Annotated in this window: 15 protein-coding genes, 1 tRNA gene and 1 pseudogene; 13 read left to right on the top strand and 4 right to left on the bottom strand. The window is 55.6% G+C overall.

The annotated features are described in order from the left end of the window. Nucleotide 1 precedes the first annotated feature (1 nt). From AKU94_RS05960 to AKU94_RS05935, 7 genes and pseudogenes are all read left to right on the top strand, one after another. Nucleotides 2–1,216 carry a tyrosine-type recombinase/integrase gene (locus AKU94_RS05960; RefSeq protein ID WP_050526388.1) on the top strand — a complete coding sequence of 405 codons (1,215 nt, stop codon included), beginning with the start codon at nucleotides 2–4 and terminating at the stop codon, nucleotides 1,214–1,216. Nucleotides 1,217–1,226: 10 nt separating this feature from the next. Next, nucleotides 1,227–2,003: a hypothetical protein gene (locus tag AKU94_RS05955; protein WP_157056439.1), complete on the top strand. Its 777-nt coding sequence runs from the start codon at nucleotides 1,227–1,229 to the stop codon at nucleotides 2,001–2,003. Between the two features lie 106 nt (nucleotides 2,004–2,109). Then, nucleotides 2,110–2,295: a helix-turn-helix transcriptional regulator gene (locus AKU94_RS19075; protein ID WP_408633671.1), complete on the top strand. Its 186-nt coding sequence runs from the start codon at nucleotides 2,110–2,112 to the stop codon at nucleotides 2,293–2,295. Nucleotides 2,296–2,297: 2 nt separating this feature from the next. After that, nucleotides 2,298–2,456 carry a hypothetical protein gene (locus AKU94_RS19610; protein ID WP_157056438.1) on the top strand — a complete coding sequence of 53 codons (159 nt, stop codon included), beginning with the start codon at nucleotides 2,298–2,300 and terminating at the stop codon, nucleotides 2,454–2,456. After that, entirely contained in the window at nucleotides 2,453–3,340 is an 888-nt protein-coding gene (locus AKU94_RS05950) for a DUF7146 domain-containing protein (RefSeq protein WP_050526386.1), read from the top strand. Before AKU94_RS19610 ends, AKU94_RS05950 begins: the two co-directional genes overlap by 4 nt. After that, nucleotides 3,337–4,829, top strand: a pseudogene (locus tag AKU94_RS05940) (YfjI family protein). The gene AKU94_RS05950 and the pseudogene AKU94_RS05940 overlap by 4 nt, the downstream one beginning before the upstream one ends. A 178-nt stretch (nucleotides 4,830–5,007) precedes the next feature. After that, a complete protein-coding gene (locus AKU94_RS05935) occupies nucleotides 5,008–5,586 on the top strand; it encodes a hypothetical protein (RefSeq protein ID WP_157056436.1) in 579 nt (192 codons plus the stop codon). Nucleotides 5,587–5,714: 128 nt separating this feature from the next. On the opposite strand, the gene AKU94_RS05930 is transcribed toward AKU94_RS05935, so the two are convergent. Together AKU94_RS05930 and AKU94_RS05925 are read right to left on the bottom strand one after the other, a co-directional pair. Then, a complete protein-coding gene (locus AKU94_RS05930; protein WP_050526382.1) occupies nucleotides 5,715–6,005 on the bottom strand; it encodes a hypothetical protein in 291 nt (96 codons plus the stop codon). Nucleotides 6,006–6,252: 247 nt separating this feature from the next. Further along, nucleotides 6,253–6,342: transfer RNA gene (locus tag AKU94_RS05925), tRNA-Ser, on the bottom strand. Nucleotides 6,343–6,957: 615 nt separating this feature from the next. Here AKU94_RS05925 and AKU94_RS05920 point away from each other — a divergent pair. The 6 genes from AKU94_RS05920 (at nucleotide 6,958) to proB (ending at nucleotide 11,597) form a co-directional block, all read left to right on the top strand. Next, nucleotides 6,958–7,713: a DUF2059 domain-containing protein gene (locus tag AKU94_RS05920; protein ID WP_050526381.1), complete on the top strand. Its 756-nt coding sequence runs from the start codon at nucleotides 6,958–6,960 to the stop codon at nucleotides 7,711–7,713. Nucleotides 7,714–7,927: 214 nt separating this feature from the next. Continuing rightward, nucleotides 7,928–8,410 carry a 50S ribosomal protein L21 gene (gene rplU, locus AKU94_RS05915; RefSeq protein WP_050526380.1) on the top strand — a complete coding sequence of 161 codons (483 nt, stop codon included), beginning with the start codon at nucleotides 7,928–7,930 and terminating at the stop codon, nucleotides 8,408–8,410. A gap of 6 nt (nucleotides 8,411–8,416) precedes the next feature. Further along, complete coding sequence (gene rpmA, locus AKU94_RS05910) at nucleotides 8,417–8,686, top strand: 50S ribosomal protein L27 (RefSeq protein WP_050526379.1); 270 nt, start codon at nucleotides 8,417–8,419, stop codon at nucleotides 8,684–8,686. A 166-nt stretch (nucleotides 8,687–8,852) separates the two neighbouring features. Continuing rightward, nucleotides 8,853–9,392, top strand: a complete 540-nt coding sequence (locus tag AKU94_RS05905; RefSeq protein ID WP_050526463.1) for a GNAT family N-acetyltransferase — start codon at nucleotides 8,853–8,855, stop codon at nucleotides 9,390–9,392. A gap of 76 nt (nucleotides 9,393–9,468) precedes the next feature. Continuing rightward, complete coding sequence (gene obgE / locus AKU94_RS05900; protein ID WP_050526378.1) at nucleotides 9,469–10,491, top strand: GTPase ObgE; 1,023 nt, start codon at nucleotides 9,469–9,471, stop codon at nucleotides 10,489–10,491. Continuing rightward, the gene (gene proB, locus AKU94_RS05895; RefSeq protein ID WP_050526377.1) at nucleotides 10,479–11,597 is read left to right on the top strand and encodes a glutamate 5-kinase; all 1,119 of its coding nucleotides are present in this window, start codon (nucleotides 10,479–10,481) and stop codon (nucleotides 11,595–11,597) included. Before obgE ends, proB begins: the two co-directional genes overlap by 13 nt. A gap of 13 nt (nucleotides 11,598–11,610) precedes the next feature. Here proB and AKU94_RS05890 read toward each other — a convergent pair whose 3' ends face one another. Together AKU94_RS05890 and AKU94_RS05885 are read right to left on the bottom strand one after the other, a co-directional pair. Next, nucleotides 11,611–12,243, bottom strand: a complete 633-nt coding sequence (locus AKU94_RS05890; RefSeq protein ID WP_050526376.1) for an ABC-type transport auxiliary lipoprotein family protein — start codon at nucleotides 12,241–12,243, stop codon at nucleotides 11,611–11,613. A gap of 17 nt (nucleotides 12,244–12,260) precedes the next feature. Next, nucleotides 12,261–13,979 carry an MlaD family protein gene (locus AKU94_RS05885; protein WP_050526375.1) on the bottom strand — a complete coding sequence of 573 codons (1,719 nt, stop codon included), beginning with the start codon at nucleotides 13,977–13,979 and terminating at the stop codon, nucleotides 12,261–12,263. Between the last annotated feature and the right edge of the window lies 1 nt (nucleotide 13,980).

The raw sequence follows: 13,980 nt of genomic DNA, 5'->3' as shown, positions 1-13,980 counted from the left end.
GATGGCTGAAACAGGGATTCGAACTCCGAAGAAGGCGCTGACAGCCGCTTTTGTCCGCACGACAACAGAAGCAGGCAAGCACTTCGATGGTAATGGCCTTTTTCTCAAAGTCAAAACCAATGGCGCAAAGCAGTGGGTGCAACGGATCACGATTAGGGGCAAGCGCACTGAAATGGGATTGGGCAGTGCCGATCTAGTAAGTTTGGGCGAAGCGCGGGAAGCAGCACTGCAAAACCTAAAGCTTGCACGTTCTGGCGGCGATCCCCTGAAAGCCAAGCGCGAAAATCAAGCTGTGCTGACCTTTGAAGAAGCCGCCCGCAAGGTACATGAACTGCAAAAGCCAAGCTGGTCAAACCCCAAGCACGCGGCGCAGTTTATCAGCACTCTGGAAACATACGCATTTCCCGCATTAGGGAAATATAAAATTGGTGAAATCACGACAGCAGACGTGCTGGCAGTTCTTACCCCGATCTGGCTTACAAAGCAGGAAACAGCGCGGCGGGTACGGCAACGGATTGGCACAGTGATGAAATGGGGCATTGCTCAAGGGTGGCGGCAAGACAATCCCGCCCAAAACATAGGCCAAGCCCTTCCCAAGCAAACCCAGGCAGTGAAACACCGCAAGGCGCTGTCTTATCGCGATGTAGCGACCTGCATTGAGGTGGCGAAAGCTTCCGGCGCTGGACGCACCACAAAGCTTGCTCTTGAGTTCCTGATCCTGACAGCGGCACGCTCTGGTGAAGTTCGGGAAGCGGTTTGGACTGAAATCACGTTTGACGACAGCCCCCCTGCTAATTCCGCTAATCCTGCTAATCAGGCCGAATGGGTTATTCCCGCCCAGCGCATGAAAATGAAGCGCGAACACCGTGTTCCCCTTTGTGCGCGTGCCGTAGATATCTTGCGGGAAGCTAAAGACTTGAGCGATGGCGGGGATCTTGTGTTTGCAGGGACAAAGCAGGGCAAACCCTTGTCAGACATGACCCTTTCAAAGCTCGTAAAGGAACTGGGCTTTGATGTTGATATTCACGGCTTTAGAACGTCATTCCGCACATGGGTGCAGGAAAAGACAAACGTTTCACGCGAAGTGGCCGAAGCTGCGCTTGCCCATAGCATCAAGGATGCCTCCGAAGCAGCTTATGCACGCTCGGATCTGTTTGAAAAGCGGCGTACGTTGATGGATGATTGGGGCAGCTACTTAGTCGCCACGAAACTGTAGGACCGCATTCATGACTGAACCCAAGCCAAATGAGAAAGTAACGGTTTTGGGTAGTGATGGCATTCACACTCGGATCCATAGACAACCCCTCAAAGAGGATGGCACGCGGAAAGACTGGGACGGTCCGCCCGAAAATCCATTTTGGGATCACATCGAAGGTTTGATGAAAGAAAGCAAAGAAACCCTCATAGCGAGCGGGTATCCAGATCCAGACATGGCTGTAAAATTCACAGTAGGGCTAGGCTGGATCCCCAAAACCCGCGAACCTACAAACGAGATTGAGCGGGATATTGTACTTGTTGCGGACAAAGACCCCATTGAGGGAAGGCGGCTTTGGGAAGAACTTGGCAAGCCAAGTCATGGCAGCGGTTTAGGGGATGTCTACGCCATGAATGCAGCAGATGTGTTTTCAGAGGAATGGTATGCCGGACAAATTCACCACCTTTGCGCCATGATCAACACAGAGAGGGAGAATACCTATCAGGGCCACCTCGTTCGCATCTTTCAGATAGCAGAATTCGAAAAAGACCGCGAATGGCGGCGAGACTTTGGATTGATGATAAAACGAGATATTCGAGGCCAGAAAGCAAGGAAGGCAGGGGGGGTGGCGCGGAAACAAGCTTTAGGCCCCCGCACCGTTCAAATCCTTAAATCCATGAAAGAAATGAGTGATCGAAACATATCGATCAATCAAGCGGCCAAACTGACTTTTGAGAATGGTCTAGGGAGCAGTCGAGGCGCAAACCAAAAACTCTGGACAAGAAACAAAAGGATTTTCAATCCTTAAAGACCCTTCATTCAAGCATGGACATTTTGTTTGGACATTGCAATCCACTGTCCAAAGGTTTGCCCCTAATTACAGGTCACATTCAACAAACTGAAAGGATTTGATTGTGACTAAAATCTTAAAACGGCCCGCCGTTGAGGCACTGACAGGGCTTTCCCGATCTACAATCTATGCGGCTATGTCTAAAGGCACATTCCCCCAAGCTGTGAAGCTGGGACCGCGTGCAGTTGGATGGCGTGAAGCTGATATTGCCGCTTGGCTTGATGGCCTCAAACTTCGCAATGAGGTTTGATTATGGGACTTAAAACAGAAAAGAGCCGAACCCTGTTGGCGCAGGATCCAGCTCATAATTCTTGCCAATGGTCACTGGCGATTGAGAGTTACCTAGCACAAAGCGAAACCAAGCGTCAAACGATGCTTGTTCCTTCCCCGATCATGGGGGCGGCACAATGAGCGATGCAAAGCAGATCACAACCGCTCTCAAGGGGCGCTGGCATGGGGGCTACGGCCTTGCCTATTGCCCAGCGCACCACAACACCAAAACCCCGGCCCTCAGCTTGTCTGAAGGCGCACAGGGGCAGCTTTTGGCGCATTGCCATGCGGGCTGTGACTTCTTGGATATTCTGGATGCCCTCAAGGGCATGGGGTTGATCGAAGGGCGCAGCACCTACACCCCGCCCGATCCAGCCGAGTTGGCAAGACGGCGCAGGCAGGAAAAAGCCAAACTGGTCCAACGTGCAACCCAAGCGCGGGGGATCTGGGACAGCGCCCAGCCGATTGCAGGCACTTTGGCGGAAACTTACTTGCGGCGGCGGGGCATTACTTGCGCCTTGCCCTCAGCTTTACGGTTCAGTCCTGAATGCTGGCACCATAGCGCCCAGCGCGTTCCTGCAATGGTAGCACGGATCGAAGGGGCCGAAGCGTTTGCCGTGCATCGCACCTATTTGGATGCAAGCGGCGCTAAGGCAGATCTAAGCCCGAACAAGGCAATGCTAGGCACCTGCAAAGGCGGTGCTGTGAGGCTGACGGATGGTGCGGGGCCGCTGGTTATCACTGAAGGCACTGAAACGGCTCTATCGCTTGCCAGTGGCTTGCTGGATGGCCCTGCGATGATCTGGGCGGCGCTTTCCACCTCTGGGATGCAGGGGCTTTCCCTGCCTGCCTTGCCTCACAAGATGATCATAGCTTCTGACAGTGACGACAACGGCGCAGGATTAAGGGCGGCTCAGGCATTGGCGCAAAGGGCAAGCGCGCTGGGCTGGGAGGTGTCCCTGCTTCCCGCCCCGCAAGGACAAGATTGGAATGATTATTTGAACATGAAAGGCGGTGCAGCATGAACGCAATCACCCCAACACCATTCAAGGCCGAAGGCCCGCAACCGCTTGTGCGCTCTATCCCCCAAGGCGCGCCCTATCCCATTCACGCGCTAGGGCCGCTCAGAGAGGTGGTAGAGGCCGTACAAGGCCAAACCCAAGCCCCTATGGCAATTCCTGCGCAATCCGCTTTGTCGGTTGCCTCCTTAGCTGTGCAAAGTTTTGCGGATGTTGAAACCCTTGGCGGCAACAGGCCAAGCACGCTTTACTGCCTGACGATAGCACTTTCAGGTGAACGCAAATCAAGTGTGACGCACCCTTGATGGAAAGCTTGCGGATGTTTGAAAAAGAACAGGCAGACACCCAACGGGGTGATATAGATCGCTACAAAAATGCGTTTGCTGTATGGGAAGCACAACACAAGAAATGTGTTCATGACGCGGGCAAAGCCAAAGACAAGGTTGCTGCAGCAAGTGCGCGTGCCGATTTGGAAGCGTTAGGCCCAGAACCTACGCCACCGCCATCTACGGATCGCACAGTGTCCGAACCGACCTTTGAAGGGTTGGTGCGCAAACTGACAGAAGGGCAACCAAGCATAGGCTTGTTCTCGGATGAAGGCGGGCAGTTCCTTGGCGGCTTTGCAATGTCCAAAGACCAAAGGACTAAAACTTTGGCCGCGCTCAATGATCTATGGCAGGGCAACCCGATCCAGCGCACACGATCTGGGGATGGGTGCAGCACTCTGTTTGGGCGTAGGCTTGCTATTCACTTGATGGCGCAACCCGCTGTGCTGCGCGACTTCATGGCGGATCCACTGACAGCCGAAACGGGGTTTTTACCACGCTTTTTGATCACAGAACCGCCAAGCACGATTGGCACAAGGCTACATGCCAAGACACGCACTAACCCGGCTGCGCTGGGCGCGTTCTCAAAACGCCTGACAGCTATACTTGAAACGGCAATGCCAATGGATGAACAGACACGCGCTCTCTCGCCCCGCGTTTTGCCATTGTCAGCACAAGCGCGTGACGTTTTGATCCAGTTCTCGGACAAGGTCGAAACAGCGATGGATGGCAGCGGGATCTATGCAGGTGTTACGGGTTATGCATCCAAAGCCGCCGAACACGCGGCACGGATTGCAGCGGTTCTAACGCTCTGGCCTGATCTTGATGCAAGGCAAGTGGAAGCGGCAACGATGACAGATGCCGTGGAACTGGCAGAGTTCTACTTGAACGAAGCCCTGCGCCTGAAAGATGCGGCAATCATATCAGCCGAAACCGCCAAGGCCGAAAGCTTGCGGGTTTGGTTGCTGGACAAGTGGCAACACCCAGAGATCCTACCAAGTGAAGTGGTGCAGTCTGGCCCGAATCAATTGCGGGAATTGAAAGCGGCGAAAGCTGCAATCAAAACCCTTGAAGATGCTGGCTGGCTTGTTAAGCTAGACGCTGGCGCTGTGATACGGGGAAGCGCACGCAAAGAAGCCTACAAAATCGCAACAAACAAGGCGACCTGATATTCAAAGCACTAGCAAGTAAAGCGGCTAGGCATTACCATTCCTCTGAAATGCCTAGCCAATAATAACCGGTTACGCTGCCAACCATTCTAGTCAATAGTTCACTAAACAATTTAAAACACAATATAAAAATATCGCAGTATAGTTTTTCTGCGGTATTTTAAGATGAGGACCGATTATGGCAAAAAATCCCGCTATGTTTATTACGCTTTCAATTGCTCTAACATTACCAGATATAGCCTCATCGCAAACATTTAGTTTTGAGCAAGCGTTTCAAACACGACTTCGACAAGAAAGGATGCTCGACGAAAAAGCCGACGGTATATTCGGACCTAAGACTAAAAAAGCTATGCAAGACTACGCAACGAAGTACAGCGTTGGGCAAAGCAGAGATCAGATTGTCGCGCACATGGTAAGATGGCCTCTGGAAAAGCAAGTAGGGCTAACGAACACCATGAAAGAAGCCGTTTTCAAAGAGGTAAAGTCTGGCCTCTTGGACCCAGATACAGCGAAAATTACAATCACAAATTCGTACCAGATACCCATTGCGAGGAGTGGATCGCCATTTCATGTTGCGGTTTGCGGAGAATACAACGCAAAGAATATTTATGGTGGGTACGCTGGATACCAAAAATTTCAGATGATCGTTCCTATTCTCTTTAGTGATATAACGGGCGTTTCTGGTTTTTTGCGCGAAGAGGACGGAGCCGAGGCATTTTGTTTGCTTGGAACCTCGTTTTTGGCATATGTAGATTAAGACATAGATTAGCAGATTAGCGGGATTAGCAGCATAGGGCGGCGGGATTGCAGTTTCGTATCCGCCGCTCCTTCCACAATGCAGGATAAAAATCGGTGAATGTAGGGAAACTGCAAATCCCATAAGGTCTAATTTGCGTCTACCACCACAACAGACTTGTCCATCATGCAGGCACGATATGGAGCTAGGATCTCACCGGTTTCAACCACTACAAGCTGACCATTATGTCGAATTACCGCTCCACCTTCTTCCAAGAATAAGTTGATTGATGTGATGGGCGCCTTGCTGTTCCCGCGATCATAATTTTGCGTGAGAACTTTTATAGTCCGCTCCACAGTAACAGTTCTGTAACCTTCTTCACCTCCGTGACAATAGAATTCTTTAACCTCATTTAAGTCAATATCACTTAGCTTTACCATGTTTTGAATTCTCTCTCAGATTGCTTTTGGAGCCCGTGGCACCTCAGATATACAGCTACCTTAATGTGACGTGATAACATCAGTCCACATTAAGAACGCGGAAGCACAATGGAATTTTAGGTGTTAACTTGCTGCGATCAACATTAAGTTCTTAGGAGTTCCAGAATTCGATGGGGGATCGAACGGGGGATCAACTAAGTGAAATTATCATTTTTTCCATCTAAATCAATAACTTAAAAAGAAAATGTGGCGGAGAGACAGGGATTCGAACCCTGGGAACCCGTGAAGGCTCAACGGTTTTCGAGACCGCCCCGTTCGACCACTCCGGCACCTCTCCGCGGCGGGGATCGTCTGGCGGACGACTTAGCTTGCCGGGCGGTGGGTTGCAAGCCTGTTTTCCATGCACAAGCTCGATTGGTAGGTATTTTTCTTGGATGAGATAAAGTGACTTGTAATTTTAGTCCGTTGTCTTGCCGACGAAGCGCGCCGCTGGTTCGTTCCGAAAAAGCTTGTCTAGGATTGGGGGCTGGTTTCCAATAACTGTTTGGCGGGAACTGCTTTGCTCTATTTTGCCACTACTGCTGAGGGCGGGGTTCCACCGTGTGTGATGCCAAGACCTCTTTGCGTCTGCTGCTACCATTGGCCCTCCCTGGGGGGTAATCGCTTTGTCAGCTCCTGTTTGACAGAGGGCCTGCCTGCTTGGTGTTAGCGACCTGTTGTGCTGTCGGCAAAAAATCATTCTTCCGCAAACCCGCGCATGTCATTTGCGCGACGGGTTGGCAACGAATAGTAGAGGCGCTAGATATAAACCCTCCTGATCTTGCGGACAGTTGTCATGCGTATCGCCTCTCGTTTCATTTGTTGTGTCGCAGCGGTGTGCTGCTTTGTTGGGGCCCCAGTGGGGCAGGGCAGGGCAGGGCCTTTGCATCTGGCGCAACAGGCCACACCCTCAATGACCGGGCTGATGGATGTGTTGCAGGTTGATGCCGTGCTGCAAGTAATGCGGCTAGAGGGGCTGCGCTATGGCCGCGACATGGAAGCGGATCTCTTTCCTGGCAAGGGCGGCGCGGCATGGCAGGAGGTGGTCGGCCTGGTATATGACATCGCAACAATGCGAAAACGGTTTGAAACCGCATTGGCCGCGGAGTTCGTGGCGGGGGAAGACGCTATTCCGGCAATCACCGCGTTTTTTGACACGAATCTGGGGCAACGCATCCTGACCTTGGAAGTGGAGGCCAGAACCGCGCTGATGGATGAGGCGGTAGAGGATGCAGCCGTCGCGAAGGTTGACGAGATGATGGCAGAGGCGGCGCCACAATTTGGCGTCTTGCAGCAATTCGCGGATGTCAACGACCTGATCGACATGAATGTTTCCGGGGCAATGAACTCCAATTTTTCCTTCTTTATGGGCTTGGCTGAGGGGGGCGGCTTCGCACAAGAGATGAGCGAGGAAGAGATGCTGATGGAAGTCTGGGCGCAAGAGCCGGATATCCGCGCCCAGACCGAACGCTGGATTTACCCGTATCTTGTGCTTGCCTATGGCCCGCTGTCAGAGGCCGAGATGGCGCAATATCTCGCCTTTTCCCAAAGCCCTGCGGGGCGTAAACTGAATCTGGCATTATTCGGTGCGTTTGATCAGGTGTTTGCGTCCATCTCGCAGGATCTAGGGCGTGCAGCGGCCAGCCGGATGATCGGCGAGGATATTTGACCGCGTCGAACCGCTGCGATAATGCGTGCTCCAGGCCTGTCGAAAGGCTTGACTTTGGATAGTGCATCCGAGATAAGCGCGTATCGTGGACAAATGGTGACATTTGGCCCGGTTTGTTATTGTCACGCCCAATCAGGGCGCGCCGTCCGAAGGCAGCGATGAACACCGGATCCAGCCGGGGCCGCAGGACGCGAAGAAATGAAAAGGAAAGACCATGTTCGCGGTCCTCAAGACAGGCGGCAAGCAATATAAAGTTCAGGCGGGGGATATCCTTCGTGTTGAAAAGCTTGACTGCATTGCTGGCGACAAGATCCAGTTCAATGAAATTCTGATGGTTGGTGGCGATAAGCTGACCGTTGGCGCACCGCTGGTCGCGGGTGCTGGCGTTCAGGCCGAAGTGATCGAACAGATCAAAGGCCCCAAGGTCATCCACTATGTAAAGCGTCGCCGGAAACACTCCAGCCAGCGGACCAAAGGCCACCGTCAACAGCTGACGCTGCTGCGTGTGACCGACGTTCTGGCAAGCGGTGCTGACAAGTCGGACGTCAAGGCAGCAATCGGCACGGCCGATGCCCGCCGCGCGGCCCATAATGCTGATGCCGCTTCGGCAGCTAAGGCACCTGCAAAAGCGAAAGCTGCTGCAAAGCCGAAAACAGCGAAACCAAAAGCAGCGAAAGCTGCTTCGAGCGAGGAGTAATCCCCCATGGCACATAAAAAAGCTGGTGGTTCATCCCGTAACGGTCGCGACTCAGCCGGTCGCCGCTTGGGCGTGAAACTGTTCGGGGGCCAGTCGGCCATTCCGGGCAATATCATCATCCGTCAACGCGGAACCAAAATGTTCCCGGGTGAGGGTGTCGGTATGGGCGTGGATCACACGATCTTTGCCAAGGTCGAGGGTCAGGTCACCTTCAAAAAAGGCCTCAAGGGCCGCACCTTTGTTTCTGTGCTTCCAGCTGCGGAAGCAGCTGAGTAAGCCAACCGTTACAAAGACATGTAACAAGGGGATCGGCTGAAAGGCCGGTCCCCCTTCGCATTTCTGGAGGGATGCGAAACCATATCGCCCAAGCCTTATTATTCTGGCGCGGGTTCCCTAAATAAGTCAGGAAAACGACCCTGATGTGCTTTCGGAGGAGGGCGCGATGATCTTGCAAACTATTGAAGTCAAGGATGCGATTGCGGCAGCGCGGTTCGTCTTGCGGCCTGTCCGTGTGTCGGATGCGGGGCTTTTGGCCCTTTATGCGGGGGACAAGCGGGTTGCGATGCACACCAGCTCAATTGCGCATCCTTTGCCGCCCGGCGCGACCGAGGCCTTTGTCGCCCGCGCGATGTCGGCGGAGTCAAACGAACGGATTTGGGTCATGGATGGCACACTCCAGAACCTGCCCGAGGTCTTTGGCGTTATTTCGCTAAAACAGATGGACCGGGACCAGTCAGAGATTGGCTATTGGGTTGCCCCGGCCTTTTGGAATACCGGATACGCCTCTGAGGCAGTTGGCGCGCTGATGAAGACCAACCCGCTGGGCAATAAAGCGGTCTTTGCGCAGGTGTTTCAGGACAACCCCGGATCGGCGCGCGTGCTGACCAATTGCGGCTTCGATTATCTTGGCGACGCCGAAAGTTTCAGCGTGGCGCGCAATGCACAGGTACAAACCTGGACTTATCTGCGCAAGATGGGCTGACCGCGCTACGGTGACTTGAGATATCGGGCGGGTTCCTGTATCGGCTTGGTTTGAACCAATCCAGAAGGCCCGCCCCATGAAATTCCTTGATCTTTGCAAAGTCTATATCCGCTCCGGTGGCGGCGGATCGGGGTGTGTGTCGTTCAGGCGTGAGAAGTTTATCGAATTCGGTGGGCCGGATGGCGGCGACGGCGGCAATGGCGGCTCTGTTTGGGTAGAGGCGGTCGACGGGCTGAACACGCTGATCGATTTCCGCTATCAGCAACATTTTTTTGCCAAATCCGGCCAACCCGGTATGGGCAGCCAGCGCACTGGCAAAACCGGCGAAGATATCGTGTTGCGCGTTCCGGTTGGCACCGAAATTCTGGATGAGGATGAGGAAACCGTCCTGGCCGATCTGACCGAGGTGGGCCAGCGGGTCCAGCTTGCCAAAGGTGGCAATGGCGGCTGGGGGAACCTGCAGTTCAAATCCTCAACCAACCGCGCGCCAAGCAAGGCCAATCCAGGACAGGAAGGCGTGGAGCGCACGATCTGGCTGCGCTTGAAATTGATCGCGGATGCGGGGCTTGTCGGTTTGCCGAATGCCGGTAAATCCACGTTTTTGGCCAGTGTCTCCAATGCGCGGCCCAAGATTGCCGACTACCCCTTCACCACATTGGTGCCCAATCTGGGTGTTGTCGGCATCGACGGGCATGAGTTCGTGATGGCCGATATTCCGGGCCTGATCGAGGGCGCCTCTGAGGGCCGCGGCCTTGGGGTGCAGTTTCTGGCGCATGTGGAACGCTGCTCGGTTTTGCTGCATTTGGTGGATGGAACCTCGGAGAATGTGGCCGAGGATTACCAGACCATCGTGACCGAGCTGGAAGCCTATGCTGATGAGCTGGGCTGCAAGCCGCGCATCACCGCCCTGACCAAGATCGACGCGCTGGACGCGGAAACCCAAGCCGAACGACTGGCCGAATTGCGCGCTGTTGCGGGGGATGTCTTTGCCATCTCAGGTGTTTCCAACGAGGGCCTCACCGAGGTGTTGCGCAGCATTTATGCCCAGATTGTTGCGGGGCGCGTTGTCGAAACGGATGATACGCCTTGGCAGCCCTGATCGCACCGGACCTTACACAGGCAAAACGGCTGGTTATCAAGATCGGCTCGGCCCTATTGGTGGACCGGGCCAAAGGGTTGCGGCGTGACTGGCTGTGCGGCTTGGCACAGGATGTGGCGGCCGCCAAGGCGCGGGGGACGGATGTTATCCTTGTGTCTTCGGGGTCCATTGCCTTGGGGCGCACGATTTTGGGCCTGCCCTTTGCCGAATTGGCGCTGGAGCAATCTCAGGCCGCCGCTGCCGTCGGGCAGATCCGCCTTGCGCGCACCTATGAAGAGGTGCTGGCCCCTCACGGCATCACCACGGGTCAGGTCTTGGTCACGCTGGAGGATACCGAGGATCGTCGGCGCTATTTGAACAGTCGCGCCACAATGGAAACCCTCTTGGGTCTGGGCGTGGTGCCGATCGTGAACGAAAACGATACCGTCGCCACCGATGAGATCCGCTTTGGCGACAACGACCGTCTGGCCGCGCAAATTGCGGTAACGGTGGGCGCGGACCAGTTGATCCTTTTGTCGGATGTTGACGGGTTTTATTCCGCCAACCCCAAACAAGACCCCTCGGCCCAGCGGTTCGACGTGATCGACAATATAACCCCCACGATTGAGGCGATGGCCGGCGATCCGATTTCCGGCCTGTCCAAAGGCGGGATGAAGACCAAGCTTTTGGCGGCAAAAACCGCCGTGGCGGGGGGCTGCGCGATGGCGATCATGGAAGGCTCGGACATTCGCCCCTTGCAGGCCTTGTTAAACGGTGCGGCGCGCACATGGTTTGTGCCGCAAGCCAACCCGCAGCAGGCGCGCAAACGGTGGATCAATGCGATGAAACCGCGCGGGGATATACATATTGATGCGGGGGCAGTGGCCGCCTTAGGCGCAGGGAAATCGCTATTGCCCGCAGGGGTTAAAATGGTGACCGGTACCTTTGGGCGCGGTGATCCAGTGGCGATTGTGGGGCCGGATGGCGCGGCCTTGGGCAAGGGGCTGGTACGCTATACCGCGGCAGAAGCGCGGGCAATTGCAGGCCATCAATCGGGTGAGATCGAGGCGATCCTTGGCTCGGTTGGCCGTGCCGCCTTGATCCACCGTGATGATATGGTCATCTGAAACGCTACGGGCACTAGCGTTTCAGCCCGATGTTCAAACTTGTCAGCACCCATTGTGTCACCTCTGACAGCATCGCCTGATTGGCGGTGTTGAACCCCTCAATAAGGTCCAGTGTTTCGGTCGAGACGACATCGGCCGTGCTGGTAAAGCTGCGCGATGACATCACGCGCGCGTCATCCTCGCGCACCAGACGGGCCGTCATGCGCAGGCGAATGGTCGCGGCCTTGCCGTCTTCGGTGGCTTCGGCTTGAAAATCCGTCAATTCCGACAGCAACGCATAGTCGCCCGATGCCCCCAGCGGCCTGCGCCCGACAAATCGGAAGGCGTTGCTGTCCTCAAGGCTGCGCACCATCAGGGTTTGCAGCATGGTCGGGGTTTCCTCGGTCCATTTCGCCTCGGGCAAATAGGCAGCCTGCAGCGGGTGCGGGCGGATCAGGATGCGATCGGTCGCCAGCGCACCGGGGGATGAGGGCAGTTCCACCACCACCTGCCGCCCGGTCGTGCTGCGCGCGAGGGTCGGGTCGGCAGGGGCGTTGAGGTCATAGGCGTCAAGCGGCGTGGTGGCACCGTTCAACACAGAGATGGCAGAGCAACCGGACAGCAGGGCCACGGTGCAAAGGGCGGCCAGATAGGGGCGCAGGGTCATAGCGGGCCTCTTTCAGATTAGCGTTTATAGACAGGGGTATCGCCCCCAAGGAAGAAACGTGCGGGATCACGCTGGATTTGGCTGGTCAGCCGGTCAAGGTTGTTGATCAACTCGCGGGTTTCGCGCGCCAGTCGTGTGAACTGGGGCAGGGCGCTTGTGGTGAAATCCCGGATCGGCGGATCAGAGGATGCGACCAGCCCGGAGACCCGCTCAAAGGTTTCGCGCGCGGCATTGGAGGCGGCGGTCAGATCGGATGTGACCTGCGGGATCGCATCCGAGACCCCGGCAATTGCCTTGTCCAGCCCGTCGATGGTGCGCCGCAGATCCGCGGTGATGGCTGCGATATCGTCATTGATAATCCGGTCAGCCCCGTCAAAGGTTTTCTCGGCGGCGACCAATGTACGCTCCCCCACCGCCAGCGCGGAATTGATCGCATCCAGCGTGGTATTGGCGCGGGTAAAGCTGTCGGTGACGGCGGCAAGCGAGATGCTGGCCTCATCCATAAGCCCGTCAACCTTGTCACTGGCCGAGGTAAGGGCCGTGCCGACATCGGTCATGACCTGATTGGCGGTGGCGGTGGCGGTGCGGATATCGGCCACCATTGCGGGCAGATCGGATTGCGCCGCGCGGGCGATGGGGGCAAGGGCGGCACGCGCCTCGGCCACCAGTTCGGCGCCGTCTTGGGTGACCAGATCATCAAAGCTGATCGAGGCCTGATCCATTGATTCCAGCGTGGTGTTCAACTGCACGATCATCTCGTCGGTGGCCTTGATGGTGGCCTCGGCCTCTATCAGCCTGCTGGTTGCCAACTCACCCGTGCGCTTGAATTCCGCGATCATGGCGCGGGCATCTGCCCCCAGTGTTGCGATCTGGTCGCGGGTTTCGGTCAAACCATCGGAAAGCTCTTGGGTCATGCGGGCCAGATCATCGTCGATATAGGCCTGCGCCGAGGTCATCGTCCTGGTGGTCTCATTCAGGGTAGTTTCGGCCGTTGCCACGGTGGTCTTGGTATCTTCGGCAAGTTCGGCAAAGGAAACAAGCATCTGATCGGCGGTATCGAACAGGTTTTCCGCCTTGGAGGTCAGCCCTTGCAGCATGGCATTGAAATTGGAGATCTCGATGGCAAAGCCGGAAACAGAGCTTGCCACGACCGAGAAATCATCCAGAGATTGCGCGAATTCATCCGAGGCCAGTTCAAGATTGGCAAGGATGTTGTCGATCCGCCCGACGTTCTCTTCGGTGAACAGGCCGCGGATATCGCGGGCCACGCCCAAAACCTCAGAGAGCAGCGCCGGGGCATCCTCGGACAGGCTTTGCAATAAGGCGCGTCCCGCCTCGATCTGCGGGACTTCCATCTCGGATACATCGCGCAGCAATCTCTCTGCCGGATCGCCCGCACTGATGCCGACATATGAGACACCAGTCACGCCCTGACTTTCAATGGTGGCCACTGACCCCGTGCGCACGGGGGTGTTTTGCGCGACTTCCAGCCGTGCGACGATGGTGCCGTCATTGTCGGGCGACAGTTTTACATCCACCACCTGACCAACCGGCAGCCCCGCAAAGCGCACATCCGACGCCCGCGCCAAGCCCGAGACAGAGGTGAACTTCACATCATAGTAGGCGAACTGGCGGTCAATCTCTACGCGTGCGAACCAAAGGGCAAAAGCCAGCATGCCCAAAAATCCGAGGATCGTGAACAAGCCGATCAAAACGTAATTTGCTCTGGTTTCCATG

Origin of the sequence: Pseudorhodobacter aquimaris (assembly GCF_001202025.1) — a bacterium.
Taxonomy (GTDB): Bacteria; Pseudomonadota; Alphaproteobacteria; order Rhodobacterales; family Rhodobacteraceae; genus Pseudorhodobacter; species Pseudorhodobacter aquimaris.
This window is presented reverse-complemented; position numbering and strand designations above follow the sequence as displayed.

What these genes read in the sequence shown, in the direction of transcription:
- AKU94_RS05960 (WP_050526388.1), top strand. Translation starts at nt 2, where the DNA reads ATGGCTGAAACAGGGATTCGAACTCCGAAGAAGGCGCTGACAGCCGCT.
- AKU94_RS05955 (WP_157056439.1), top strand. Translation starts at nt 1,227, where the DNA reads ATGACTGAACCCAAGCCAAATGAGAAAGTAACGGTTTTGGGTAGTGAT.
- AKU94_RS19610 (WP_157056438.1), top strand. Translation starts at nt 2,298, where the DNA reads ATGGGACTTAAAACAGAAAAGAGCCGAACCCTGTTGGCGCAGGATCCA.
- AKU94_RS05950 (WP_050526386.1), top strand. Translation starts at nt 2,453, where the DNA reads ATGAGCGATGCAAAGCAGATCACAACCGCTCTCAAGGGGCGCTGGCAT.
- AKU94_RS05935 (WP_157056436.1), top strand. Translation starts at nt 5,008, where the DNA reads ATGGCAAAAAATCCCGCTATGTTTATTACGCTTTCAATTGCTCTAACA.
- AKU94_RS05930 (WP_050526382.1), bottom strand. Translation starts at nt 6,005, where the DNA reads ATGGTAAAGCTAAGTGATATTGACTTAAATGAGGTTAAAGAATTCTAT.
- AKU94_RS05920 (WP_050526381.1), top strand. Translation starts at nt 6,958, where the DNA reads ATGACCGGGCTGATGGATGTGTTGCAGGTTGATGCCGTGCTGCAAGTA.
- rplU (WP_050526380.1), top strand. Translation starts at nt 7,928, where the DNA reads ATGTTCGCGGTCCTCAAGACAGGCGGCAAGCAATATAAAGTTCAGGCG.
- rpmA (WP_050526379.1), top strand. Translation starts at nt 8,417, where the DNA reads ATGGCACATAAAAAAGCTGGTGGTTCATCCCGTAACGGTCGCGACTCA.
- AKU94_RS05905 (WP_050526463.1), top strand. Translation starts at nt 8,853, where the DNA reads ATGATCTTGCAAACTATTGAAGTCAAGGATGCGATTGCGGCAGCGCGG.
- obgE (WP_050526378.1), top strand. Translation starts at nt 9,469, where the DNA reads ATGAAATTCCTTGATCTTTGCAAAGTCTATATCCGCTCCGGTGGCGGC.
- AKU94_RS05890 (WP_050526376.1), bottom strand. Translation starts at nt 12,243, where the DNA reads ATGACCCTGCGCCCCTATCTGGCCGCCCTTTGCACCGTGGCCCTGCTG.
- AKU94_RS05885 (WP_050526375.1), bottom strand. Translation starts at nt 13,979, where the DNA reads ATGGAAACCAGAGCAAATTACGTTTTGATCGGCTTGTTCACGATCCTC.